We start from the raw sequence: 24,021 nt of genomic DNA, 5'->3' as shown, positions 1-24,021 counted from the left end.
GGGTGCCCTGGGCCGAACGACCCCTGGCGGGGCCGAAACGCCCCTCGCGCGGAATCCCGCACGGGCGCGAGGGTGAAGGCATCGGACAGGGGACGTAGGCGTGTCGCACGAGCGCGGGACCGCCGCGCGGAAGGTGGTGGGAAACGGTGGAGCTCCCCCTCGTGGTGGGCGTCGACGGCTCGCACCACGGCCTCCAGGCGGTGGACTGGGCGGTGGACGCGGCGGCCAGGCACGCGGTGCCGCTGCGGCTGGTCCACGCCTCGCTGTGGGAGCGGTACGAGGGCATCGCGCCCGCCGCCGACCCCGAGCGCCCGTGGGAGCAGATCAGGGACGAGGAGATCGCCGCGTCCGCCGCGGAGCGCGCCCGCCGCCGCGGCCCCGATGTGAAGGTCGCCGCCGAGATCCTGCCGGAGGACCCGGTGGACGCGCTGCTGCGCGCCGGGCGGGAGGCCTCGGGCGTGGTCGTCGGCTCCCGCGGCCGCGGTGAACTCGCCGGGCTGCTGCTCGGCTCGGTGAGCCTCGCGGTCGCCGCCCGCGCCACCTGCCCGGTGACGGTCGTACGTGGCGGTGAGCCCAATCGGGGCGGCGCCTTCGGCCGGATCGTGCTCGGCGTGGGCGAGCCCGGCGAGGCGGGCGGTCCGTCGGCCGCGGTCCGGTTCGCCTTCCACGAGGCCGAGGCGGGCGGCCGCACGCTGGAGGCCGTACGGGCATGGCGCGCGCCCGCCGGTGAGGTGACGGATGATCTGCTGCTGGAGGGGGACCCGGTGCGTGCCCACTGGGCACGGGCGGAGCGGACACTGGAGGACGCCGTGCGGACCCCCCGACAGGACCACCCCGGGGTCACCGTGCACCGCGCGACGGTCGAGGGCACGGCCCGCAAGGCGCTCCTCCACGCGGCCGCCACCGCGGATCTGCTGGTCCTCGGTGCCCGCCGCGGCCACGGTCACACCGCCGGGCTGCAGCTCGGCCGCATCGCCCACGCGGCCCTGCACCACGCGCCCTGCCCGGTGGTGATCGTGCCGGAGCGGGACTGAACGGCAGACGGCACGACCGGCGGGTACACGACCGGACCCCACCGGCGGGTACACGATCTGACCCCACCGGCGGGTACACGACCGGACCCCACCGGCGGGTACACGACCGGACCCCACCGGCGGGTACACAACTGGACACCACGAGACGGGCACGTCACCGCAGACCACGAGGGAGAGAGGTCCATGCCAGACGCACCGACCACGACGGGCTCGCCCAGCGGCGGGCTCGCCGACGACCGGATCCGCGCCCTGGACGCCCACTGGCGCGCCGCCAACTACCTCGCGGCGGGCCAGATCTATCTGCTGGCCAACCCGCTGCTGACCGAGCCGCTGCGCCCGGATCACATCAAGCCCCGGCTGCTGGGCCACTGGGGCACCTCACCCGGACTCAACCTCGTCCACACCCACCTCAACCGCGTCATCAAGGACCGTGACCTGGACGCCATCTGCGTCTGGGGCCCCGGCCACGGCGGCCCCGCGGTGCTCGCCGGCTCCTGGCTGGACGGCAGCTACTCCGAGGTCTACCCGGACGTCAGCCGGGACGCGGCGGGCATGGCCCGGCTCTTCCGGCAGTTCTCCTTCCCCGGCGGGGTGCCCAGCCATGTGGCCCCCGAGACCCCCGGTTCGATCCACGAGGGCGGTGAGCTCGGCTACTCCCTCGCCCACGCCTACGGGGCCGCGCTGGACAACCCCGGGCTGCTGGTCACCTGCGTCATCGGCGACGGCGAGGCCGAGACCGGTCCGCTGGCCGGCTCCTGGCACGCCAACAAGTTCCTGGACCCGGTCCACGACGGTGCCGTGCTGCCCATCCTCCACCTCAACGGATACAAGATCGCCAACCCCACGGTGCTCGCCCGGCTCCCGGAGCCCGAACTCGACGACCTGCTGCGGGGGTACGGCCATGAGCCGATCCACGTCGCCGGGGACGAACCGCTTCAGGTGCACCGGTCCATGGCGCACGCCCTGGACGAGGCGCTGGACCGGATCGCCCTGCTCCAGCGCACCGCCCGCGAGGAGGGCATCGCCGAGCGGCCGCGCTGGCCCGTCATCGTGCTCCGTACGCCCAAGGGCTGGACCGGCCCCGAGGAGGTCGACGGAGATCCCGTGGCGGGCACCTGGCGCGCCCACCAGGTCCCCCTGCCGGGCGTCCGGGAGAACCCGGAGCATCTGCGGCAGCTGGAGCGCTGGCTGCGCTCGTACCGCCCCGAGGAGCTCTTCGACGCCGACGGGCGGCCCCGGCCGGACCTGCTGGCCGAGGTCCCGGAGGGCGACCGCCGCCTGGGCGCCAACCCGCACGCCAACGGCGGACTGCTGCTGCGCTCGCTGCCCGTGCCCGACCTGGAGCGGTACGCGGTCCCCGTGGACAAGCCCGGCGCGACCCTGCACGAGCCGACCCGGGTCCTCGGCGGGCTGCTGGAGAAGGTCATGGAGGACACCGCCGACCGCCGCGACTTCAGAGTGGTCGGCCCCGACGAGACCGCCTCCAACCGGCTGGAGGCCCTCTACCGCGCCACCGGCAAGGCGTGGCAGGAGTCCACCCTCCCCACCGATGAGCACCTCAGCCGCACCGGCCGGGTCATGGAGATCCTCTCCGAGCACCTCTGCCAGGGCTGGCTGGAGGGCTATCTGCTGACCGGGCGGCACGGCCTCTTCTCCTGCTACGAGGCGTTCGTGCACATCGTGGACTCCATGGTCAACCAGCACATCAAATGGCTGAAGGTGTCCCGCTCACTGCCCTGGCGGCGCCCGGTCGCCTCGCTCAACTACCTGCTGACCTCCCATGTGTGGCGCCAGGACCACAACGGCTTCTCGCACCAGGACCCCGGCTTCGTCGACCATGTGCTCAACAAGAGCCCGGAGGTGGTGCGCGTCTATCTGCCGCCGGACGCCAACACCCTGCTCAGCGTGGCCGACCACGTCCTGCGCAGCCGGGACTACGTGAATGTGGTCGTCGCGGGCAAACAGCCCTGCTTCGACTGGCTCGATCTCGACCAGGCGCGCGCCCACTGCGCCCGCGGCGCCGGGACCTGGGACTGGGCCGGAACCGAGAACGGCGCGGGGGAGCCGGATGTGGTGCTGGCCGCCGCGGGCGACGTGCCCACCCAGGAGGTCATCGCGGCCGCCGGGATCCTCCGCCGCCATCTGCCCGATGTGGCCGTACGGGTGGTCAACGTCGTCGACATGACCCGGCTGCTGCCGAAGGAGGAGCATCCGCACGGGATGACGGACCATGAGTTCGACGCCCTGTTCACCCGCGACCGGCCGGTCATCTTCGCCTACCACGGCTATCCCTGGCTGGTGCACCGGCTGTCCTACCGCCGGGCCGTCCACCCCAACCTCCATGTGCGCGGCTATCTGGAGATGGGCACCACCACCACGCCGTTCGACATGGTGGTCCGCAACGACCTGGACCGCTACCGGCTGGTGATGGACGTCATCGACCGGACCCCCGGGCTCGCGGTGCGCGCCACGGCCGTACGGCAGCGGATGCAGGACGCCCGCACCCGCCACCAGGCCTGGATCCGCGAGCACGGCACCGATATGCCCGAGGTCGCCGAATGGTCCTGGACCGGCTGAACACCGGCCGGTGCCGCTCGCAGAGTCTGTGTCATATCCCCGGCCGGGCGTGCGGCGTCTGGCACGCTCCCCCAGCTACCGCTGGGAGGTGCCCCCTCTCGCCGCGTTGCCGAAACGCCCAAGTGGCTCCGCCACGAGGGCGCTCCGGCGCCTTGCGATCGCACGCTCCCCCAGCTACCGCTGGGAGGTGCCCCCTGACGCCGCACGCTGATCCGGCCGGGGATATGACACAGACTCTCACCCGGTGGGGAAGTAGCCCTCCAGATAGGCGTTGCGGAACTTCCCCGCCGGGTCGTGCTCGGCCAGCAGCCGCGCGAAGTCGCCGGCCCGGTCGTACGAGGAGAGGATCCGTTCCGGCGCGGCCGTCGTCAGCTTGCCCCAGTGCGGCCGCGCCCCCAGCGGCAGCAGCGCCTCCTCCATCGCCGCCACCACCTCGATCACCGCATCGTGATCGGGGACCCAGGTGAAGTGGAAGGCCACGCTGTCCCGGCCGTACGCGGGGCTCAGCCACAGCTCGTCCGCCGCGACCGTACGGACCTCGGACACCTGCACCACGGGCGCGATCCGGTCACCGAGGCCGCGCAGCGCGGCGAACGCCGCCGAGGCCGACTCGCGCGGCAGCAGCAGCTCCGACTGCAGCTCATCGCCGTTGCTCGGGGTGAAGTCCGGGCGGAAGTGCGGCAGCCGCTCATGCCACGGCCCCGGCGCGCCCAGCTGCTCGGTGCAGTGCAGCGGTGGCATCGCGGGCACCGGGTGGTGGTGGCGGTTGGCCGGGTGGGCCCCCAGCCACGGCTGCCCGGGGTCGGGGGGACCGGGCAGGTCGGTGCGGCACTTCAGCCACACCACGCCCTCGCCCGAGCGCCAGTCGGTGAAGACGCTGACGCTGTAGGCGGCGCCGAAGATCTCCTCGAAGCTGTCGTCCAGCCGGTCGAGCGGCAGCCCGGTCCACACCCACTGGGCCACGTCGAAGGTGGGCTCGATGTCCAGCGTCATGGCGGTGACCACGCCAAGACCGCCGAGCCCGACCACGGCCCCGTTCAGCCGGTCCGGATCCTCGTCCCGGCCGATTCGGGTCACCTCGCCGTCGGGGCCGACGAGCTCCAGCCCCGCGACCGCCGCCGCCAGACAGCGCTGGTCGCTCCCCGAGCCATGGGTGGCGGTGGTGCAGGCCCCCGCGACCGTGATGTGCGGCAGCGAGGCGAGGTTGGCCAGCGCGAAGCCCTCCGCGTGCAGGGCCTGGGCCACATGGGCGTAGCGCATGCCCGCCGCGATGGTCGCGGTGGACTTCCCGGGGTCTGTCTCCACCCGGTGCGGCAGCCGGTCCAGGTTCACCAGATCGCCCTCGGTGTCGGCGATGCGGTTGAAGGAGTGGCCCGTGCCCAGTACCCGTACCCGGTCGGCGGAGCTGACGATCCGCCGCAGCTCGTCGACGCTGTCCGGGTGGTGCAGCCGGGCGGCGGAGAAGGTGATGTTCCCGGCCCAGTTCGTCGGGGCTTGGGTGGTCGGCATCCGTGTCGTCCTGTTTCGGCTGGAGGGCGATGGGCGATGGGTGTTGGGTGATTGGTGATGGGAGGGCGAAGGGTGATGTGGTCAGCACCTTCGTACAGGCCCGCACCCTGATCCGTACAGACCCGGTTTCGCCGTCCATGGCCGGTCCATGACTGGTCCACGACCCGCACATGACCCGGACGGCCCAGCAGGACGGGCCGCCGTGCCGAAGCGCCCCGACGATGGGCCCATGACCGCCCCGAAACCACAACGCCCGAGGTCGGCACTGCTCGGCGAGCTCTGCGCGGAGTTCGCGGGCACCATGGTGCTGATCCTCTTCGGCTGCGGTGTGGTGGCGCAGGTCGTGGCGGGCGGCGACCTCACCAAGCCCCCGGGCGCACTCGGCGATCACGACTCCATCGCCTGGGCCTGGGGGCTGGGCGTCACCCTCGGTGTGTATGTGGCGGCGCGGCTCAGCGGGGCCCATATCAACCCGGCGGTCACCCTCTCCCTGGCGGCCTTCAAGGGCTTCCCCTGGAGCAAGGTCCTGCCGTACACCGTGGCCCAGACGGTCGGCGCGTTCGTCGGGGCCCTGCTGGTGCGCTGGAACTACACCGAGGCACTGGGGCACGCCGACCCGGGGCACACCTTCAAGACCCAGTTCGTCTTCTCCACCCTCCCGGGCAACGGAGCCCTTCCGGTCAGCGAATGGGGCGCGCTGCGCGACCAGATCATCGGCACCGCGATCCTGGTGCTGCTCATCTTCGCCGTCACCGATGTGCTGAACTCGGCCCCGAAGGCCAATCTGGGGCCCTTCGTCATCGGGCTGATCGTGGTCGCGATCGGCATGGCGTGGGGGGCCGACGCGGGGTACGCCATCAACCCGGCCCGTGACTTCGGCCCCCGGCTGGCCAGCTACCTCACCGGATACCGCAGCGCGTGGCGGGACCAGTACGGGGATCTGTACTTCTGGGTGCCGATCGTGGGCCCGCTGATCGGCGGGCTCGTCGGCGCCGCCCTCTACAAGGTGCTGATCAGCCGCTTCCTCCCGGCGGCCGAAACGGAGGTGGGCCGCACCCCGACCCCCGAGTAGCCGATCCGGGCCGTACCCCACCCACGAGAGGCGGCAGCATGCCGGAATTCATCGGTGCGGTGGACCAGGGAACCACCAGCACCCGTTTCATGATCTTCAACCACGACGGTGACGAGGTGGCGCGGTACCAGCTGGAGCACCGCCAGATCCTGCCGCGCGCGGGGTGGGTCGAGCACGACCCGGTGGAGATCTACGAGCGCACCAACTCGGTGATGCAGAACGCCCTCCGCGCGGGCGGGCTGTCCCCCGGCGACCTGGCCGCGGTCGGCATCACCAATCAGCGCGAGACCACGGTGATCTGGGATCCGCGCAACGGCCGCCCGTACTACAACGCCATCGTCTGGCAGGACACCCGCACCGACACCATCGCGGCCGCGCTGGAACGGAACGGCCAGGGCGAGGTGATCCGCCGCAAGGCGGGGCTGCCGCCCGCCACCTACTTCTCCGGCGGCAAGATCAAGTGGATTCTGGACAATGTCGAGGGCGTCCGCGAGGCCGCGGAGGCCGGCCACGCCCTCTTCGGCAACACCGACGCCTGGGTGCTGTGGAACCTCACCGGCGGCCCCGGTGCCGGCATCCACGCCACCGATGTCACCAACGCCAGCCGCACCATGCTGATGGATCTGGAGACGCTGGACTGGGACGACGAGCTGCTGGAGATCTTCGGCATCCCGCGGGCGATGCTGCCGACGATCAACCCCTCCTCCCACCCCGAGGCGTACGGGCAGGCCCGCACCTCCCGCCCGCTGCGCACCGCCACCCCCATCACCGGCGTCCTCGGCGACCAGCAGGCGGCCACGGTCGGCCAGGTCTGCTTCGCCCCCGGCGAGGCCAAGAACACCTATGGCACCGGCAACTTCCTGCTGCTCAACACCGGAGCGGAGCTGATCCGCTCGGCCAGCGGGCTGCTCACCACCGTGGCGTACCAGTTCGGCGACAGCCCTCCCGTGTACGCCCTGGAGGGCTCGATCGCCGTCACCGGCTCGGCCGTCCAGTGGCTGCGCGACCAGATGAAGATGATCGACGACGCCGCGGGCAGCGAGCGGCTCGCCCTCACCGTCGAGGACAACGGCGGGGTGTACTTCGTGCCCGCCTTCTCCGGGCTCTTCGCCCCGTACTGGCGCTCCGACGCCCGCGGCGCGATCGTCGGCCTCACCCGCTTCAACACCAACGGCCATATCGCCCGCGCCACCCTGGAGGCCATCTGCTACCAGAGCCGGGACGTGGTCGAGGCCATGGAGCGGGACGCCGACATCCACCTGGACGTCCTGCGGGTGGACGGCGGGGTCACCGACAACGATCTGTGCATGCAGATCCAGGCCGATGTGCTGGGCGTACCGGTCAGCCGCCCGGTCATCGCCGAGACCACCGCCCTGGGCGCCGCCTACGCCGCGGGGCTGGCCACGGGGTTCTGGCGGGACACCGATGAGCTGCGCTCCCACTGGAGCGAGTCCAGGCGGTGGGAGCCCCAGTGGGACGAGAGGACCAGGAAGGAGGGGTACACGGGCTGGAAGAAGGCCGTCCAGCGGACCCTGGACTGGGTCACGGTCGAGTAGGCCCGGCGGGGCCCGGGGCGAAACGACCGCCCCTGACCGGACCCGGTTGCGCCGGGCGTCCCGTGGCGGTTCGCTGGAAGTACCCGGTGGTGGCCGAGACACCCTGGGAACGCGCCGTGTCCGCCACCACCGCCGCTTGTCAGTGACCGACGCGGAGGTGATCCAGGTGAAAGCCGTCGTCTATGAGAAGCCCTATTCGGTGGCGGTGAGGGACGTCGACGATCCTCGGATCGAGCATCCGAACGATGTGATCGTGCGCGTCACCTCCAGCGCGATCTGCGGCTCCGATCTGCATATGTACGAGGGCCGGACGGCGGCCGAGCCCGGCATCGTCTTCGGGCACGAGAACCTCGGCGTGGTCGAGGAGACCGGTTCCGGCGTCGTGTCGCTGTCCAAGGGCGATCGCGTGGTCATGCCGTTCAACGTGGCCTGCGGATTCTGCAAGAACTGCCTCGCGGGCGACACCGGCTTCTGTCTCACCGTCAACCCCGGTTTCGCGGGCGGCGCCTACGGCTATGTGGCGATGGGCCCGTACAAGGGCGGCCAGGCCGACCGGCTGCGGGTGCCCTTCGCCGACTTCAACTGCCTGAAGCTGCCCCAGAGCGATCTCGAGACCGACTTCATCCTGCTCGCCGACATCTTCCCGACCGGCTACCACGGCTGTGAGCTGGCCCAGGTCTCCCCGGGCGAGAGCGTGGCCGTCTACGGCGCGGGCCCGGTGGGGCTGATGGCCGCCTACTCCGCGCTGCTGCGCGGCGCCGCCACGGTGTTCGTGGTCGACCGGGTCTCCGAGCGACTGGAGAAGGCCAGGGAGATCGGCGCCGTCCCCATCGACTTCAGCAAGGGCGACCCGGTGCCGCAGATCATGGACCGCACCGGTGGCGAGGGCACCGACAAGGGTGTCGACGCGGTGGGCTACCAGGCCCAGGCGCACGACGCCAGCCATGAGGAGCCCGCGTCGGTGCTCAATTCGCTGGTCGACACGGTGCGGCCGACCGGGCGGCTCGGCGTGCCGGGGCTGTACGTCCCGTCCGACCCCGGCGGCCCCGATGAGCACGCCAAACACGGTCAGCTGCTGGTCTCCATCGGCCGGATGTTCGAGAAGGGGCAGCGCATGGGCACGGGCCAGTGCAACGTCAAGCGCTACAACCGCCAGCTGCGCGACCTGATCATCGCCGGGCGCGCCCGGCCCAGCTTCGTGGTCTCGCATGAACTGCCGCTGGACCAGGCCCCGCAGGCGTACGAGAAGTTCGACAAGCGGGTCGAGGGCTACACCAAGGTGGTCCTGCATCCGGCGCTCGCCGCCTGATGCATCACTGAATAGGGTGGTATGCACCATAATTGGTCATGTGCACCCGAACGGCTGTCTCTTTCGGCTCCGGGAGGAGGAGCGATCATGAAGAACTCCCGGGTGGCGCTGGCCTTCGTCAGTGGCTATCTCTTCGGGCGCGGCCACAGGGGGACCTTGGTCCTCGGCCTCGCCGGTCTCGCCGCGGGCAAGCGCCTCAGCTCCGGTATCAGCCCACCGGGCGCCCAGCAATTGAAGTCCTCCGAGCTCGGCAGGCTCGGCCAGGAGATCGGCAGCCGGCTGGTCTCCGCGGGCCGGGAGGCGGCCATGTCGGCGGCCAGCCGCCGCGTCGACGCCCTGAGCGACCGGCTGGAGCACCGCGCCTCGGCGCTGCGCACCGGCGGCGCGGGGGACCGCGAGGCAGAGGCCGGGGAGCGCCAGGAGCCGGAGGACAACGAGGAGCCGGAGGAGCGCGAGGAGCGCGAACGCGGGAGCGCCTCACGGCCCCGCGAGCGCACCGGAAAGCAACGCAAACCGGCCGACCGTCCGGCGCAGACCAGGAAGCGGACCGGCTCCGAAGGGCCCGCGCGGCGAAGCCGGAGGTGAGGGCCATGGCTGAGGAAACCAAGGGGCGGACCGGCGGGCGCGGCGCGTTCGCGGAGCTGCCCACCGACCGCCTGCTGAAGGAGGCGCAGGACCTGCTGGCGGCGCTGGGCGAACGGGCCCTGGAATCGGTCACCCACCTGGGCAACCCACTGGGCAACCCCGGGACGGGCGCGCTGAAGGGCGGTCTGGAGCAGGTGAAGGACAAGGTCGTCGACACGGCCAAGGAACAGATGAAGGACCAGGTCAAGGGGAAGGTCAAGGAGCAGATCAAGGAGAAGGTCGTCGACAAGGCCAAGAGCATCATCCCGGGCCTCGGCGGCGGCGGCGACGGCGGCGGCAAGGGCGGCAAGAAGCTCAAGGTCACCAACATCGTGGAGCAGATGGACGTCGGCGCGCCCCTCTCCCTCACCTACAACCTCTGGACGGAGTGGGAGAACTTCCCCTCGTACATGAAGAAGGTCGAGGACGTCCAGAACGAGGCCGAGGAGGACCGCGAGGACGAGGCCGGGACGGAATCCGAGTGGAAGGCCCAGGTCTTCTGGTCGCACCGCAAGTGGCGCGCCGAGGTCATCGAGCAGGTGCCGGACAAGCGCATCATCTGGAAGTCGCGGGCCGAAAAGGGCCATGTGGACGGCACGATCACCTTCCATGAGCTGGCCCCCGACCTCACCCGCATCCTGTTCGTCCTGGAGTACTGGCCGCAGGGCTTCATGGAGCGCACCGGCAATCTCTGGCGCGCCCAGGGCCGCCGGGTGCGCCTGGAGATGAAGCACTTCCGCCGCCACCTCATGCGCGAGGTGCTGCTCGACCCCGACGAGGTCGTGGGCTGGCGCGGTGTGGTGCGCGACGGCGAGATCGTGGAGGACGACGAGCGAGAGGGGCGGGAGAACGAGGAGGAAGAGCCCGAGGAGGGCGAGGAGGACGACGAGCGCCACGACGAATACGAGGACGAAGAGCCCGAGGAGTACGAGGACGAAGAGCCCCGTGACGAATACGAAGAGGAGTACGAGGACGAGGAGCCCGCACGGCGCCGCGCGCGTCGCTGACGGACCCCGCCCCCGGAACGGGTGAGCGCGGTGACCGTAGCACGGCAGCAGCAGAGTCAGCATCTGGACCGGGCGAGTTCCAGCGCCCTTGTCGACGTGGTCGACCTCATCCTGGACAAGGGCCTGGTCATCGACGTGTATGTGCGGGTGTCCCTGGTGGGCATCGAGCTTCTGACCATCGACGCCCGTATCGTCGTCGCCAGCGTGGACACGTATCTGCGGTTCGCGGAGGCGACCAACCGACTCGACCTCGCCCGCAGCGGCACCGAAACCCATGGTCTGCCCGGCCTCATGGACGAGATCCAGGAGAGCGGCGGCAAGAAGAAGACCAAGGGCGCCCTGGAGGGCGTCAAGGAATCGGTCTCGGACCTGCTGCGGGACGATGATGACGACGAGGACCGGGAACCCGAGGCCGAGGAGCGGGAGCGGCCCCGGCGCACCAGGGGTTCCCCCAGCCACAGGGAGCGCGAGCGGTGATGGCCGAGGACGAACGTGCCTGCTACGTCTACGGGGTCGTCACGGACGACCGGCCCGATGAGTCGGTCAAGGACCTGCCCGCCGTCGGGGACCCGGAGGCCCCGGTGACCCTGGTCCGCCAGGGCGGCCAGGCCGCGGTGGTCAGCGAGGTGCCCGTCGACAAGCCGCTGGGCACCCCCGAGGATCTGCGCACCCACGCCAGGGTGCTGGACCACCTGGCCGCGCAGGGCTCACCGGTGCTGCCGTTCCGCTTCGGCACCGTGGTGCGCGACACCGCGGCGGTGGCGGACGAGCTGCTGGCCGAGGGGCACGACGACTTCGCCCGCGGCCTCGACCGGCTCCGCGGCCGTACGCAGCTCACCGTGCGGGCCCGCTATGACGAGGACGCCGTGCTGCGCGAGGTGGTGACCGAACAGCCGGAGGCCAGACGGCTCCGCGACGAGCTGCGGGGGCTGCCGGAGGACGCGGGCTACGAGCAGCGGATCGAGCTCGGTCAGCTCGTCATGGACAGCATCGCCGCGAAGCGGAGCGTGGACGCGCTGGAGCTCGACCGGCGGCTGGCGCCGTACGCGCTGGGCTCGGTGTCGGAGGAGCCGGCGTCCTCCGAAGGGCTGGTCAACGCCTCGTTCCTGGTGGAGGACGCGAAACGGCAGGCGTTCGAGGAGGCGGCGGAGGAGCTCGCCGCGCACTGGCACGGCCGGGTCCGGATGCGTCTGCTCGGCCCGCTGGCGCCGTACGACTTCGTGGCCGACGCGACACTCGAAGGGAAGGAAGGCGACGAGTAGCCATGGGACTGTTCACCGGCCTGGCCACGCTGCCGCTGGCCCCGGTGCGGGGCGTCGTCTGGATCGCCGAGCGCATCCATGACGAGGCCCATCGGCAGCTGTACGACCCCGAGGTGATCAAGCAGCGGCTGGAGGAGGTCGCGGAGGCCCGGGAGAGCGGGGAGCTCACCGAGGAGGAGGCGGCCCGGGAGGAGGACGAGTTGGTCCGCAGGCTGATGTCCCAGGGGCCGCCCGGCGGGGGCCTGGAGGTATGAGCCGTGCCCCGCGAACGGCCCCGCGAGGAACGCCACCGCGAGGAGAGGCCGCGCCCCCGGTCCCGTGAGGAACGGCCCCGCGAGGAGCGCGACCGGCGCGAGCATGAGCCCGAGCGTGACCGGCGGGAGCATGAGCCCGAGCGGGAGCGGCGCGAGCATGAGCCCGAGCGGCGCGAGCCCGAGCGGGAGCGCCCCCGCCCCCGGCGTCCCGCCCTCGTGGCCCGCGACGCCGCGCGCAGCGCGGCCCGCCATGTGCAGGCGCTGACCGGGCGGACCCCGGAGGGCGTCACCTCGCTGGAGCGCACGGAGGACGGCTGGACCATCGGCATCGAGGTGGTCGAGACCCACCGGATCCCGGACTCCACCGACCTCCTCGCCGAGTACCAGGTCGAGCTGGACGACCGCGGCGAACTCGTCTCCTACCGCCGCACCGAGCGCTACTACCGGGGCAGGGCGGAGAACCGGACATGAACCAGAGCTCCGACTGGAACCCACCGGTCCGGCGCACCGGCGCCGCAAGCGAACCCGCCCGCCGGGGCGCCGAGCCGTCCAGCCTCGCCGACATCCTGGAGCGGGTGCTCGACAAGGGAATCGTCATCGCGGGCGACATCCAGATCAATCTGCTGGACATCGAACTGCTGACGATCAAGATCCGGCTGCTGGTCGCCTCCGTGGACCGGGCCAAGGAGATGGGCATCGACTGGTGGGAGCACGACCCCTCGCTGTCCTCCGGCGCCCGGGACGTCCTGGAGGAGAACGAGCGGCTGCGGCGGCGCGTCGGCGAGCTGGAGGACGGCCGCGGCGCGCGCCAAGAGGACGACCACGGGACCCTCGGCGCGGAGCGGGAGGACGAACGGTGAACGGTTCACTCGCCAGCTGGCTGTACGCGGTGACGGCCGCCCCGGAGGACGGCACCCCGCCGCGGGGGCTCACCGGTGTGGCGGACGAGCCGGTGCGCCTGGTGGAGAGCGCGGGGCTGGCCGCCGTCGTGGGCTCCGTACCGCTGGAGGACTTCGGCGAGGACGCGCTGCGCGACCATCTGGAGGATCTGGAGTGGCTGGAGCGCACCGCCCGCGCCCACCACCGGGTGATCAACGGCGCGGCCCGCCACGGCCAGGTCATCCCGCTGCGCTTCGCCACGCTCTACCACGACGACGACCGGGTCCGCGCGATGCTCCAGGAGCGCCGGGACGACTTCACGGCCACGCTGCGGCGGGTGGCGGGCCGCACCGAGTGGGGCGTCAAGGCGTATGTCGACCCCAGATCCTTCCTGCCCGACCCGGACGAGCCCACCGGCGGCGAGGAGAGCCCCGGAACCGCCTATCTGCTGCGGCGGCGGGCCCAGCGGCAGGACCAGGAGACCGCGCATCTGCGCGCGACCGAGCGGGCGGAGGAGGTCCATGCCTCGCTCGCCGCGCTGGCGGTGGCCACGGCCGCCCATCCGCCGCAGGACACCGCGCTGGCCGCGTACGAGGGGTGGATGGTGCTGAACAACTCCTATCTGGTGCCCGACGCCCTCGGGGATGAGTTCACCGCCCTGGTGGCCGACCTGGGGGAGCGCTACCCCGCCATCACCCTGGAGGTCAGCGGCCCCTGGCCGCCGTACTCCTTCACCGCCCCGCCGCAACGGGTGGAAGAGGCCCAGCCGGAGGAGACGCCGTCGTGACCCGGGCGATCGAGCGGCGGGAGGTGGCCCTGGTCGATCTGCTCGACCGGGTGCTCGCCGGGGGTGTGGTGATCGCGGGGGAGATCACCCTGAGCATCGCCGACATCGACCTGGTGCGGATCTCGCTGCGCGCCCTGATCGCCTCCGTACGGGTGGAGAACGAGGAGGGAGGGGAGGGGGATCGCCATGATCGCCACGAAGGGGGACTGCGATGACGGATGACCACGCTCCCCGGCGGCCCGGCCGGCGGATCGAGGTGGACGAGGAGTCGGTCCGCAGGAGCCTGGCCGGTCTGGTGCTCACCATCGTCGAGTTGCTGCGGCAACTCATGGAGCGGCAGGCGCTGCGCCGCGTCGAGCAGGGCGGCATCAGCGATGAGCAGATCGAGGAGCTCGGGCTGACGCTGATGGCTTTGGAGCGGAACATGGCCGAGCTGCGGGAGCACTTCGGGCTGACCGAGGACGACCTCAACCTGGACCTGGGCCCACTGGGCCCCCTGCTGCCCCGCGACCGCTGACCGGCTCCCAGCCCCCCGACCGCCCGGCCAGTCCCGAACACCGCCCCTGACCTGCCGCTGACCAGGCAGTCCGGTGCCGATTCGCGAGACACCCGGGCCGGGTCCGGCAGCCGCCGAGTAATGTGCGGGTGTGGGGATCACGCTCAACCTCCAGCGCGCCCAACCGGCCGACGTGCACGTCGGCCGGTCACCGCTGGCCGAGCTCATGTCAACGCTGCACATCATGGCCGAGCCCGACCACCACCCCGAGGCCCAGCGCTGGACGCGACGGCTCGGGACGGCGCTCGCCCCCTCCCTCGCCCATGAGATGAGCGCCCTGTCCCCGCTGTGGGCCCGGCTCCGCTGCCGGCTGCTGTTCCCGCTGGAGCTCCCGCTGGACCAGCCCTTCGAGGACGAGCTGCGCCATCTGGAGAAACTGCCGCTCGAGGAGTTCGTGGGCCTGTGCTCCCAAGGGGTGCTCGGCTTCCGTGAGGCCGTGCCCCCGGCCGGAAGCCTGCTCACCGATCCGGAGGCCGCCGAGCGCTATGTGGAGCAGTGCGAGCGGCGCTCCTTCCGGCGGGGCGAGCTGGCCCACGACCTGGTGGCCTCGCCCGAGGGGCTGCGCGACCGGCTCCTGTGCTTCCTGGACTCCTGCGCCGAGGCGTTCTTCGCCTCCGAGTGGCGCGCGGTCCGCGACCGGCTGGAGTCGGCCGCCGGCCGGGTCCGTGCCGACATCCGGCGGCGCGGTCTGGCCGAGGTGCTGGCCGGGCTCAGCCCCACCGCGGTGGTCTCCCGGGGCGGCTCGCGGGTGCGCTACGACAAGCTGGCCGTCGCCGAGATCGAGATCGGCCCGCGCCCGCTCTTCCTGCTCCCCTCCGTCCATGTCTGGCCGCATCTGACCGTCAAGGACGAGGAGTGCCACCCCGTGGTGCTCCAGTTCGCCGCCCAGGAGGGCGGCACAACCGATCAGCTGACCCAGGCCGAGCTGCGGGCCCGGATGTCCGCGCTGGCTTCCCTGGGCCGGATGGAGCTGTGCCGCCATCTGCTGGGCGAGCCCATCACCACCTCCGAACTGGCCCAGCGGCTGGGGCTCGCCGATACGCAGGTCTCCCGCACCCTGCGCCAGCTCAGGGACGCCGGGCTCATCGAGTCCGAGCGCGAGGGCAAGTACGTCTACCACCGGCTGGCCACCAGCACCCTGCTCCGGCTGGGGCAGGACGTGCTGACGACCATCATGCGGTGACGGCCGTACGCCGGCCGCCCATCAGCCCGGCTGGGTCCACAGCAGCACCGCCGAGGGGTGGTCCGCGTCCATGTGGACGCGGTTGGTCGCCACCACCTTGCGGCGGCTCACCGCCTCCGGCACCCCCGTATTGGAGTTGACGTCGAACCGGGGGAAGTCGCTCGATGAGATGTCCACCCGCAGCCGGTGCCCGGCCTCGAAGCGGTTGGCCGTGTCCGGCGCCGGGATCTCGATCTCGTAGACCTCGCCCGGCTCCAGCGGCTCCGGGCGCTCGAAGGACTTGTGGAAGCGGCAGCGGAAGATGCCCTCGGTGAGGTTCATCGCGAAGCCGTGCGGATAGTCCTCGTTCGGCGGATGCACATCGACCAGCTTCACCGTGAAGTCGGTGTCCGGCGCGGACGAGGAGATGAACAGCCGCGCGGTGACCGGCCCGGCCACCACCAGTGGCTCCTCCAGCGGCGGGGTGGCCAGCGAGATCACATCGGGCCGGGAGTTCAGCGGCAGATACGGCGGGCGGGCACCGTAGAACCGCTCGTCCGGCACCTGGTCGAAGGCGCCGCCGACCATCACCGGCTCGCCCGAGGTGACCTGGCCGCCGAGCGTGGGCACCGGGTCGTTCGGGTCGAAGTCGTACTCCACCCAGGCCCGTGTCGCCGTCGGCCGCTCCCGGCTCAGCTCGCCCGAGGGACGGCAGTAGTACGCGGTCTCCCGGGTCCCGGCCGGGGGCCACTGGGTGTCGGTGTGCCAGCGGCCGCCGTGCCGCATCCGCCCGGCCGCGTCCCGCCGGCCGTCCCCGCCGCCCATCAGGAAGTACTGGACCCGCGGGATCGACTCCGGGTCGCCGCCCCCCAGCACCGCGTCGAACCACCGCTGCCGGAACGACAGATACGAGGTGTCCACATTGCCGCTGAGGGTCGCGGCGGGCCCGAAGTCCACGTCACCGGCGAAGGTGACACAGCGCAGCCCGTGTTTCCACGGCCCCATCACCAGATACGCCGGGGACCGCTTGAGCCGGCCCATGGCGGTGAAGTTCTCGATGGTGGAGCGGACATACGGGTCGTACCAGCTCGACATGTGCAGGGTCGGTACATCCGGGAAGCGGTCGTAGTGGCCGCGCCCGTAGATGGCCGGCTGGCGCCAGTACGCCCCGAAGGCGTCATGGCGCCACTGGTCCAGCAGATAGCGCTCGTAACTGTCCACCTGGCGCAGCGGTGAGACACCGGTCCGCCACGGCAGCACGGTGAACCAGTCGCGCAGATCCGTCCCCGCGAACGCCTTGCGCACCAGCGGGTCCCGCTCCGCCTCGGGGCTCTCCTCACCGTGCCGGAAGGCCCAGGTGATCTGCTTGAGCTCGAAGGCGCCGCCCATCCGCATCCCGGCCTCGTAGGCGCTGGCGAAGCCGCCGGAGTCCATGAACATCGCGGACAGCCCGGCCGGGGACTCGGCCGCGGCGGCCGTCTGGGCGTGGGCCGAGTAGGACACGCCCATCATGGCCACCCGGCCGTCGCACCAGGGCTGGGCGGCGATCCAGTCGATGGTGTCCGCCCCGTCCGGCCCCTCGCCGAGGTACTTCACGAAGGTGCCCTCGGAGTCCCCGCGGCCCCGGCAGTCCTGGCGCACCACGTGGTACCCCGCGCGGACGAAGAACGCCGAGGTCTCCTCGGGCGTGGGCACCGGCTCGTCGTGGCGGCTGCGGTCGGAGTCGCGCAGCTGCCGGCGGCCGTAGGGGGTCCGCTCCAGGATGACCGGGCGGGGCCCCGGCCGCTCCCGGTCGGTGAAGAGGTCGGCGGCCAGGACGATCCCGTCCCGCATCGGGACGCGCAGAGTGCGTCGCCACACCCGCTCGTCCAGCGGGCGGGCGGGCTCCTCACGGGCCGCCCGCCCTCTGTCGCCGGTCGTTTCGGTCTGACTGGTTCGTGCCATGGAAGATCTCACTGGGTCTGGGATTGCTTGGAGCCGTTGAGGGCGATCTGGTCCCGGGTGACGGTGGACAGCGGCAGCCCCCACTGGCCGAAGAGCTTGGCGTAGGTGCCCGATTCGTACAGCTTCCGCAGCCCCTTGACGATCACGGGCGCGAGCCCGACGCCCTTCTTGGCCTGGATGCCGTAGATGGCCGTCGCGGCGGGCAGATCCATCATGTCCTTCAGTTCGAGCGTCTCGAAGCGGTCGTGCGAGTTCTGGCTCACCGAGGTGTTGGAGGCGCTGGGCGCGGCCACCGCCTCCACCCGCTTGCTCTGCAGCGCCAGCGAGGCGGCGGGCAGATCGGTGTAGAGCTTCACGTCCACCGACGGCTTGCCCTTCGCGGCACAGCGCTTGTTCTGCGCCGCGAGCACGTTCTGCGTTCCGGCGCCCTTCTCGACGCCGACCTTGTGGCCGCAGACCTCGAGGCCGTTCTTGGGGCGGAAGGAGCCGTCCGCGAGCACCATCATCGTCACACTGCTCTGCGCGAAGTCGGCGAAGTCCACCTCCTTCTGGCGCTCGGTGAAGTCACCGGAGGGCGCGCTGAGGTCGATCCGGCCGGACTTCAGCCCCGGGATGACCGCGTCGAAGTTGGTCCGCTCCACCTTGATCTTTATGTCGAGCAACGAGGAGAGCTGCGCGGCCAGTTCGGGGACCAGCCCGGTGATCTTCCCGTCGGACTCGAAGGTGACATAGGGCGCGTACTCGCTGACGCCCATGATCAGCGTCTTCTTGGTGTAGGCCTGGGGCACCTCGGCGGCCAGCGCGTTGTCCTTGGGCTCAGGGGCGAGCGTGACCGCCGGACTGCTCTTGCCGTCCTTGCCGTCCTCGGGGGTGTCGTCCACCGAACAGGCCGACAGGCCGAGGGTCAGACAGGCCAGCAGGGCGCATGCGGCGACATGGGGACGGTTGCGCATGGGTGCTCCATTCCGGGAGGTGGGGGTGCGGAAGTACGGGACCGGTCAGCGGCCCCAGACGGTCTCGGCGACGCGCCGTACGTTGCCCCCGGCCAGCTTGGCCACGTCCGCTTCGGAGTAGCCGCGGTCGAACAGCCACCGGATCATATTGCCCACGGCCTCCGCGGGGTTCTCGCAGCCCCGTACGTACTCGACCTCCTCGTGCGGCGGCAGTTCGGGGGCCTTGCCGTCGTGCGCGTCGTCCTTGCCGAAGAGCGGGGCGAACGTCCGGTGCCAGGCCGTGTGATCGCCGAAATTGGTGTCCGGCCCGAAGGCCACGTGGTCGATGCCGACCAGATCGATACAGCGCTCGATGTGCTCCATCACCGAGTCCAGATCGTGCCGGGGGTGCCGGGCGGTGACGGTCGTGTGCGGCGCCGCCTCGACGCCGATGAACCCGCCGGACCCGGCGCAGGCCCGGATCACGTCGTCGGGCTTCATCCGCGGGGTCGGCCACAGCGCCCGGGACCCGGCATGGGTGATCACCACGGGGGCGGTGGAGCGGCGCACGGCGTCCAGGGCCGTCGCGTCCCCGCTGTGCGAGACATCGACGATGATCCCGAGGTCGTTCATCCGGCGCAGCGCCCGGCGGCCGAGCAGGGTCAGACCGGTGTCCCCGGCGTCGGCGAGCCCCGAACCCAGCTGGTTGCTCTCGCTGTAGACCAGGCCGAGCAGTCGTACGCCCAGACCGTAGAGCAGATCGAGCCGGTCGACGTCATTGCCGATCGGGGAGGCAGACTCCAGAGTCAGCACCACCCCCACCTGGTGGCCGGACCGCGCCCGGTCGGCGTCCTCGAGGGTGCGGACGGGCGCCACCAGCCGCTGATGGGCGAGGTCCGCCTGGCGCATGGCCAGGTCGCTGACCGCGTCGTCCCAGTCCCAGGGGGCATGGGAGCGGATCATGCTCACCGCGGCCGGGCCGCCGTCGAAGAACAGGTCCACCCCCGAGTGGGCGATCCCCTCGTAGGGGATCGACTCCCGGCCCTGGCGGCGGTACGCGGCGAAGTCGCCCGGATCGGCGGGGCGCAGCGAGAGGTGGTCATGGGCGGAGATCACCAGATGGCGCTCCTCGAAGTCCCGCGCGCGGACCTCGACGTCCTGGCTCCACTCCAGGGCGGCCCCGGGGACCCGTCCGAGCGCGGGCGCCAGCTCGAAGGCGCGGTAGTCCTCCCCGGCCGCCAGGTACTGGTACGAGCGGTAGGAGTCCCACAGCTTCAGGCGCCGGGCGGTCTTGGCGGGCAGGGGGAGTTCGGTGCTCATGGGCTGACCTTCGACAGAAACATGCGGGTGCGGTCGTGTGAGGGAGCGCGCAGCAGCGCGTCCGGGGTGCCCTCCTCGACGATCCGGCCGTCGTCCATGAAGACGATCCGGTCGGCCACATCGGCGGCGAAGCGCATCTCATGGGTGACGACGACCAGCGTCATGCCGTCGCGGGCCAGGTCCTTGATGACGCTGAGGACCTCCTGCACCATCTCGGGGTCCAGGGCGGAGGTCGGCTCGTCGAAGAGCATCACCTTGGGGCGCATCGCCAGCGCGCGGGCGATGGCCACCCGCTGCTGCTGGCCGCCGGAGAGCTTGTCCGGATAGCTGTCCAGCTTGTGGGCGAGCCCCACCCGGGTCATCAGCTCCACGGCCCGCGCGTCCGCCGCGGCCTTGGAGAGCCCGAGGACCCGGCGCGGGGCCTCCACGATGTTCTCGCGGGCGGTGAGGTGCGGGAACAGATTGAAGCTCTGGAACACCATGCCCATCGCCGAGCGCTGGGCGGCCAGTTCCCGGGCGCCGAGGTCATGCAGAGTGCGCCCGCGCAGCTGATAGCCGATCACGCTGCCGTCGACCACCACCACGCCCTGGTCGGGCACTTCGAGGTGGTTGACACAGCGCAGCAGCGTGCTCTTCCCGGAGCCGGAGGGACCGATCAGGCAGACCGTCTCACCTCGGTGGATATCCAGGGAGATGCCGTGCAGCACCTCGGTGCCGCGGAACGACTTGCGGATCCCGCGCAGGGAGACGATGGCCTGCGATTCCATTTGCGATGGCGCGGTCATACCGAGTGCTCGATCCTCTTCACTTTCCCGGCCTTGTCGGCCGAAATCAGGGTGTGTCGTCCCAGACGTCGCTCCAGGCGCTGCTGAAGAAGAGTAATGGCGCCAGTGATGATCATGTACCAAATGGCGGCCACGATCAACAGTGGAACGGTCTGGAAGTTCTTGGCGTAAATCAGCTGGACCGAGTAGAGCAGGTCGGCCAGGGTGATCACGCTGACCAGGGAGGTGGCCTTGAGGAGAGATATCAGCTCATTTCCCATCGGGGGGACGATCACCCGCAGGGCCTGGGGGAGGGTGATGCGGAAGAAGATCTGAGCCGGCGTCAACCCCAGTGCGGATGCCGCCTGACGCTGTCCATCGGGCACGGCGAGCAGCCCGGACCGGATCAACTCCGCGATGTATGCGGTCTCGTGCAGGGTCAGGCCGATGATCGCGGCGGTCAGCGGGCCGATCACGCTGTTCGAATCGAAGGTGATGAAACGCGGACCCCAGGGAATACCGAGGGACAGCGTCGGAAAGAGGGCCGCGAGGTTGTACCAGAAAAGCAGCTGCACCAGCATGGGAATGCTGCGGAAAACCCAGATGAAGGCGGCCGCGACCGTGGACATGAGCCGGGAGTCGCCCATGCGCATCAACGCGACCAGAGTGCCGGACACCAAAGAGAGCACCATGGTCGCCGCGGTCATTCCAATACTGACCCCGATGCCCTTCATCACCCGGATCTCGAAGAAATATTTGCCGACGGTTTCCCACTCGAAACGAGGGTTGGTGAATATCGTGGTCACCGCCATAGCGGCCAGTACCAGCACGATCGCATTGGCCACCAGAAGTCCGGGACGCCGTCGCTTCACGCGTTTGAGCACGGACGGCTCGGGTAGTGCATCGACGTTCAGGACTTTGGTCATGGCATGCCTTCGGACGGTCGGGTCGCGGCAGAATTACCGCATCCTAAAACCGCACCCACGGGCGCCCCGCAACAGTTGACACAGAACGGTCAACCGTAAACGGGGGAATGCGCCCGTCCGCCCGGATTGGCCGGGCGGACGGACGGACACCCGTTGGCGGAGGGCGCTCCGCCGGGCCTACAGCCCCTTTTCGAACGGGAGCGGACCGATACTCTCCGGATCGGCCGAGACATCGAACAGCGGGGTGTAGCCGGTGGCCAGATACAGCCCGCGCGCCTCCGGCTGGCGGGGCCCGGTGGTGAGGTAGATCCGGCGGTAGCCGCGCTCGGCGGCCGACCGCTCCAGCTCCGTCACCACCCGGCGGGCCAGCCCGCGCCGCCGGTGGCCCGAGTGCGTCCAGATCCGCTTGAGCTCGGCCGTCCGCTCGTCGTACCGCCGGTACGCGCCCCCGGCGACCGGCTCACCGCCGTCCAGCAGCAGTAGCAGGTCCCCGTGCGGCGGGGCGAACTCCTCGGCCGGATAGCGGTTCAGCTCACCGTCGGCCGCCCTGCCGTAGCGGGTGGAGTACTCATGCGCCAGCTCACGCAGCAGTGGCTCGACCCGTGGGTCGTCCACGGTCACCCGGACCACCGTCAGCTGTGGCTGTGGCTGCGGCTGGGGCTGCGGCTCGGCCACGGAGGTCATCAGCGCACCGCCGCGAGGGTCTGCGGGCCCCGGGCCGCGCGCTCGGCGTCCCGCTTGGCGACCTCTTCGCGGACGATCGGGATGACATGGCGGCCGAAGTCGATCGCGTCGCCCAGCAGGTCGTAGCCGCGCGCGGAGAGGATGTCCACGCCCAGGTCGTAGTAGTCCAGCAGCGCCTGCGCCACCGTCTCCGGCGTGCCCACCAGGGCGTTGGAGTTGCCCGCGCCACCGGTGGCGGCGGCGGTCGGGGTCCACAGCGCCCGGTCGTAGCGCTCGCCCGACTCGGCGATGGAGATCAGCCGCTGAGAGCCCGTGTTTTGCGGAGAGGGGGCCTCCGGGGTGCCCCTGCGGTGGTGGCGCACGGTCGTCGCCTCGCCCCGCTCCTTGCGGGCGCGGATGGCGTCCACCGTGCGGTGCGCCTTCTCCCAGGCCAGTTCCTCGGTCGGGGCGATGATCGGCCGGAACGCCACCTGGATCCTCGGCACATCGCTCCGCCCGGCCGCGGCGGCGGCCGCCTTCACCGCCGCGATCTGCTCGGCGGTCCGCTCCAGCGGCTCGCCCCACAGGCAGTAGATGTCGGCCTCGGCCCCGCCGGCCGCGTAGGCCGCGGCGGAGGAGCCGCCGAAGGAGACGCCCGGCCGCGGCTGCTGGACCGGGAAGACATCGCTGACGAAGTCGTCGAAGCGGTAGTGCTCGCCCTTGTGGTCGAAGGGTTCATGGGTGGTCCAGATCTTCTTGACGATCTGTATGTACTCGCGGGTGCGCGCGTAGCGCTCGTCCTTGGTGAGGGTGTCGCCCTCCCGCCGCTGCTCGTGGTCGTTGCCACCGGTGATGAAGTGCACCGTCAGCCGGCCGTCGCTGATCCGGTCGAGCGTGGCGAACGTCTTGGCGGCGTACGTCGGATAGGAGACGTTGGGCCGGTGGGCCAGCAGGAGCTGGAGCCGGTCCAGCCTGGCGGCGATGTACGCGGCGGCGGGCGCGGGATCGGGCGAGCCGGAGCCGTAGGCGAACAGCACCCGGTCCCAGCCGTGGTCCTCATGGGCTCGGGCGAGCCGCAGGGTGTACTCCTTGTCGAAGGCCGCGCCGGAGCGCGGCCCGGTCTCGGAGCCGTCGTTGGTGGCGGCGATGCCGAGGAACTCCACGGGCATGGGGTGACCTTTCGGAAGGCGGAGAAGCCGAGGAAGGCGAGAAAGCGGGAAGCGCCACGGACCCGGAAGGCGGCGTTGGCCTACCGGGGGTGATGGCGCGTCAGGCGCGGGAGGCGACGGGCGAGGGGCCCGGGATGGCTCAGAGGAGGGCGGCCGGTCGGGCGGCTCGCTGCCGGGTCAGCCGGAACAGGAGGCGGACCACACCCGACCGAAGTCGATGTGGTCGCGGGTGACCAGGGCCAGCTCAGTCCTCACTCGCATCATTCAGCACCTCAGGGGTGCGTTCCGTCAACCGCTGTCCACATGATGGCCCGTATGCGCTCCCGTTACGACAAAGCCGCCCGTATCCCCCTCGCGGTGGTGCGGGCGAGCGGGGATACGGGCGGCTGTGGCCTCGGCCGTCGGCCGTGGGCCGTGGGCCGTCGGCCGTGGGCCGTGGGGGCGGGCGGATCGTGACGCCTGCGGCGAGCCACGCGGCGGAGCCGCATATCGATGCTTCCCCCTCCCCGCCCCTTCCCTCAACTGGGGCTCCGCCCCAGACCCCGCTCCTCAATCGCCGGAGGGGCTGGAAGGCGGGGCTTCGTCCCGGGCCCCGCTCTTCAATTGCCGGAGGGGGTGGTAGGCGGGGCTTCGTCCCGGGCCCCGCTCTTCAATTGCCGGAGGGGGTGGTAGGCGGGGCTTCGTCCCGGGCCCCGCTCTTCAATTGCCGGAGGGG

At 71.2% G+C, this 24,021-nt stretch carries 24 protein-coding genes; 16 read left to right on the top strand and 8 right to left on the bottom strand.

Annotated elements, in window-relative coordinates:
• Window positions 1-146 precede the first annotated feature (146 nt).
• Complete coding sequence (locus J2Z30_RS17575; protein WP_044568034.1) at window positions 147-1,034, top strand: universal stress protein; 888 nt, start codon at window positions 147-149, stop codon at window positions 1,032-1,034.
• Window positions 1,035-1,217: 183 nt separating this feature from the next.
• Complete coding sequence (locus J2Z30_RS17570) at window positions 1,218-3,611, top strand: phosphoketolase family protein (RefSeq protein WP_044568033.1); 2,394 nt, start codon at window positions 1,218-1,220, stop codon at window positions 3,609-3,611.
• 237 nt (window positions 3,612-3,848) lie between these two features.
• On the opposite strand, the gene J2Z30_RS17565 is transcribed toward J2Z30_RS17570, so the two are convergent.
• Window positions 3,849-5,120 (bottom strand): FAD-binding protein, encoded by a 1,272-nt coding sequence (locus tag J2Z30_RS17565; protein WP_044568031.1) that lies wholly within the window; start codon window positions 5,118-5,120, stop codon window positions 3,849-3,851.
• A 229-nt stretch (window positions 5,121-5,349) separates the two neighbouring features.
• Between J2Z30_RS17565 and J2Z30_RS17560 the strand changes: the two genes are divergently transcribed.
• The 14 genes from J2Z30_RS17560 (at window position 5,350) to J2Z30_RS17495 (ending at window position 15,609) form a co-directional block, all read left to right on the top strand.
• Window positions 5,350-6,192: an MIP/aquaporin family protein gene (locus J2Z30_RS17560; RefSeq protein ID WP_044568030.1), complete on the top strand. Its 843-nt coding sequence runs from the start codon at window positions 5,350-5,352 to the stop codon at window positions 6,190-6,192.
• Window positions 6,193-6,230: 38 nt separating this feature from the next.
• Window positions 6,231-7,748 carry a glycerol kinase GlpK gene (gene glpK, locus J2Z30_RS17555; RefSeq protein ID WP_044568029.1) on the top strand — a complete coding sequence of 506 codons (1,518 nt, stop codon included), beginning with the start codon at window positions 6,231-6,233 and terminating at the stop codon, window positions 7,746-7,748.
• A gap of 166 nt (window positions 7,749-7,914) precedes the next feature.
• Complete coding sequence (locus tag J2Z30_RS17550; RefSeq protein ID WP_044580964.1) at window positions 7,915-9,057, top strand: glutathione-independent formaldehyde dehydrogenase; 1,143 nt, start codon at window positions 7,915-7,917, stop codon at window positions 9,055-9,057.
• A gap of 87 nt (window positions 9,058-9,144) precedes the next feature.
• Entirely contained in the window at window positions 9,145-9,642 is a 498-nt protein-coding gene (locus J2Z30_RS17545) for a hypothetical protein (protein ID WP_052701211.1), read from the top strand.
• A 5-nt stretch (window positions 9,643-9,647) separates the two neighbouring features.
• A complete protein-coding gene (locus J2Z30_RS17540; RefSeq protein ID WP_044568028.1) occupies window positions 9,648-10,688 on the top strand; it encodes an SRPBCC family protein in 1,041 nt (346 codons plus the stop codon).
• Window positions 10,689-10,718: 30 nt separating this feature from the next.
• Window positions 10,719-11,165: a gas vesicle protein GvpJ gene (gene gvpJ / locus J2Z30_RS17535; RefSeq protein WP_078957255.1), complete on the top strand. Its 447-nt coding sequence runs from the start codon at window positions 10,719-10,721 to the stop codon at window positions 11,163-11,165.
• Entirely contained in the window at window positions 11,165-11,950 is a 786-nt protein-coding gene (locus J2Z30_RS17530; RefSeq protein ID WP_044568027.1) for a GvpL/GvpF family gas vesicle protein, read from the top strand. The genes gvpJ and J2Z30_RS17530 overlap by 1 nt, the downstream gene beginning before the upstream one ends.
• A gap of 2 nt (window positions 11,951-11,952) precedes the next feature.
• Entirely contained in the window at window positions 11,953-12,204 is a 252-nt protein-coding gene (locus J2Z30_RS17525; RefSeq protein WP_044568026.1) for a gas vesicle protein GvpG, read from the top strand.
• 3 nt (window positions 12,205-12,207) lie between these two features.
• Window positions 12,208-12,675, top strand: a complete 468-nt coding sequence (locus tag J2Z30_RS51365; protein ID WP_044568025.1) for a gas vesicle protein GvpO — start codon at window positions 12,208-12,210, stop codon at window positions 12,673-12,675.
• Complete coding sequence (locus tag J2Z30_RS17515) at window positions 12,672-13,064, top strand: gas vesicle protein (RefSeq protein WP_044568024.1); 393 nt, start codon at window positions 12,672-12,674, stop codon at window positions 13,062-13,064. The genes J2Z30_RS51365 and J2Z30_RS17515 overlap by 4 nt, the downstream gene beginning before the upstream one ends.
• Complete coding sequence (locus J2Z30_RS17510; protein WP_052701210.1) at window positions 13,061-13,870, top strand: GvpL/GvpF family gas vesicle protein; 810 nt, start codon at window positions 13,061-13,063, stop codon at window positions 13,868-13,870. The genes J2Z30_RS17515 and J2Z30_RS17510 overlap by 4 nt, the downstream gene beginning before the upstream one ends.
• Window positions 13,867-14,085 (top strand): gas vesicle protein, encoded by a 219-nt coding sequence (locus J2Z30_RS17505; protein ID WP_044568023.1) that lies wholly within the window; start codon window positions 13,867-13,869, stop codon window positions 14,083-14,085. The genes J2Z30_RS17510 and J2Z30_RS17505 overlap by 4 nt, the downstream gene beginning before the upstream one ends.
• A complete protein-coding gene (locus J2Z30_RS17500) occupies window positions 14,082-14,387 on the top strand; it encodes a gas vesicle protein K (protein WP_044568022.1) in 306 nt (101 codons plus the stop codon). The genes J2Z30_RS17505 and J2Z30_RS17500 overlap by 4 nt, the downstream gene beginning before the upstream one ends.
• Window positions 14,388-14,517: 130 nt before the next feature.
• Complete coding sequence (locus J2Z30_RS17495; protein ID WP_044568021.1) at window positions 14,518-15,609, top strand: helix-turn-helix domain-containing protein; 1,092 nt, start codon at window positions 14,518-14,520, stop codon at window positions 15,607-15,609.
• Between the two features lie 21 nt (window positions 15,610-15,630).
• On the opposite strand, the gene J2Z30_RS17490 is transcribed toward J2Z30_RS17495, so the two are convergent.
• The 7 genes from J2Z30_RS17490 to J2Z30_RS17460 form a co-directional block, all read right to left on the bottom strand.
• The gene (locus J2Z30_RS17490) at window positions 15,631-17,532 is read right to left on the bottom strand and encodes a CocE/NonD family hydrolase (RefSeq protein ID WP_044568020.1); all 1,902 of its coding nucleotides are present in this window, start codon (window positions 17,530-17,532) and stop codon (window positions 15,631-15,633) included.
• Window positions 17,533-17,540: 8 nt separating this feature from the next.
• Window positions 17,541-18,485 (bottom strand): transporter substrate-binding domain-containing protein, encoded by a 945-nt coding sequence (locus J2Z30_RS17485; protein WP_044568019.1) that lies wholly within the window; start codon window positions 18,483-18,485, stop codon window positions 17,541-17,543.
• A 45-nt stretch (window positions 18,486-18,530) separates the two neighbouring features.
• Entirely contained in the window at window positions 18,531-19,784 is a 1,254-nt protein-coding gene (locus J2Z30_RS17480) for a dipeptidase (RefSeq protein WP_044568018.1), read from the bottom strand.
• Window positions 19,781-20,569 (bottom strand): amino acid ABC transporter ATP-binding protein, encoded by a 789-nt coding sequence (locus J2Z30_RS17475; RefSeq protein WP_078956488.1) that lies wholly within the window; start codon window positions 20,567-20,569, stop codon window positions 19,781-19,783. Before J2Z30_RS17475 ends, J2Z30_RS17480 begins: the two co-directional genes overlap by 4 nt.
• Window positions 20,566-21,474, bottom strand: coding sequence for an amino acid ABC transporter permease (locus J2Z30_RS17470; protein WP_044568017.1), 909 nt, complete (start codon window positions 21,472-21,474; stop codon window positions 20,566-20,568). Before J2Z30_RS17470 ends, J2Z30_RS17475 begins: the two co-directional genes overlap by 4 nt.
• Window positions 21,475-21,651: 177 nt before the next feature.
• Window positions 21,652-22,158, bottom strand: coding sequence for a GNAT family N-acetyltransferase (locus tag J2Z30_RS17465; RefSeq protein WP_044568016.1), 507 nt, complete (start codon window positions 22,156-22,158; stop codon window positions 21,652-21,654).
• A complete protein-coding gene (locus tag J2Z30_RS17460; protein ID WP_044568015.1) occupies window positions 22,158-23,306 on the bottom strand; it encodes an LLM class flavin-dependent oxidoreductase in 1,149 nt (382 codons plus the stop codon). Before J2Z30_RS17460 ends, J2Z30_RS17465 begins: the two co-directional genes overlap by 1 nt.
• Between the last annotated feature and the right edge of the window lie 715 nt (window positions 23,307-24,021).

The sequence above is a fragment of the Streptomyces iranensis genome (genome assembly GCF_017874715.1).
GTDB classification, from domain to species: Bacteria; Actinomycetota; Actinomycetes; order Streptomycetales; family Streptomycetaceae; genus Streptomyces; species Streptomyces iranensis.
Note: the sequence above shows the minus strand (reverse complement) of the source record. Positions and strands in the feature narration are given on the sequence as shown.

Bases quoted from the DNA above. Each gene is read 5' to 3' on its own strand.
- J2Z30_RS17570 (WP_044568033.1), top strand. From the start codon at position 1,218: ATGCCAGACGCACCGACCACGACGGGCTCGCCCAGCGGCGGGCTCGCC.
- J2Z30_RS17565 (WP_044568031.1), bottom strand. From the start codon at position 5,120: ATGCCGACCACCCAAGCCCCGACGAACTGGGCCGGGAACATCACCTTC.
- J2Z30_RS17560 (WP_044568030.1), top strand. From the start codon at position 5,350: ATGACCGCCCCGAAACCACAACGCCCGAGGTCGGCACTGCTCGGCGAG.
- glpK (WP_044568029.1), top strand. From the start codon at position 6,231: ATGCCGGAATTCATCGGTGCGGTGGACCAGGGAACCACCAGCACCCGT.
- J2Z30_RS17545 (WP_052701211.1), top strand. From the start codon at position 9,145: ATGAAGAACTCCCGGGTGGCGCTGGCCTTCGTCAGTGGCTATCTCTTC.
- J2Z30_RS17540 (WP_044568028.1), top strand. From the start codon at position 9,648: ATGGCTGAGGAAACCAAGGGGCGGACCGGCGGGCGCGGCGCGTTCGCG.
- J2Z30_RS17530 (WP_044568027.1), top strand. From the start codon at position 11,165: ATGGCCGAGGACGAACGTGCCTGCTACGTCTACGGGGTCGTCACGGAC.
- J2Z30_RS17525 (WP_044568026.1), top strand. From the start codon at position 11,953: ATGGGACTGTTCACCGGCCTGGCCACGCTGCCGCTGGCCCCGGTGCGG.
- J2Z30_RS17515 (WP_044568024.1), top strand. From the start codon at position 12,672: ATGAACCAGAGCTCCGACTGGAACCCACCGGTCCGGCGCACCGGCGCC.
- J2Z30_RS17500 (WP_044568022.1), top strand. From the start codon at position 14,082: ATGACGGATGACCACGCTCCCCGGCGGCCCGGCCGGCGGATCGAGGTG.
- J2Z30_RS17490 (WP_044568020.1), bottom strand. From the start codon at position 17,532: ATGGCACGAACCAGTCAGACCGAAACGACCGGCGACAGAGGGCGGGCG.
- J2Z30_RS17485 (WP_044568019.1), bottom strand. From the start codon at position 18,485: ATGCGCAACCGTCCCCATGTCGCCGCATGCGCCCTGCTGGCCTGTCTG.
- J2Z30_RS17480 (WP_044568018.1), bottom strand. From the start codon at position 19,784: ATGAGCACCGAACTCCCCCTGCCCGCCAAGACCGCCCGGCGCCTGAAG.
- J2Z30_RS17475 (WP_078956488.1), bottom strand. From the start codon at position 20,569: ATGACCGCGCCATCGCAAATGGAATCGCAGGCCATCGTCTCCCTGCGC.
- J2Z30_RS17470 (WP_044568017.1), bottom strand. From the start codon at position 21,474: ATGACCAAAGTCCTGAACGTCGATGCACTACCCGAGCCGTCCGTGCTC.
- J2Z30_RS17465 (WP_044568016.1), bottom strand. From the start codon at position 22,158: ATGACCTCCGTGGCCGAGCCGCAGCCCCAGCCGCAGCCACAGCCACAG.
- J2Z30_RS17460 (WP_044568015.1), bottom strand. From the start codon at position 23,306: ATGCCCGTGGAGTTCCTCGGCATCGCCGCCACCAACGACGGCTCCGAG.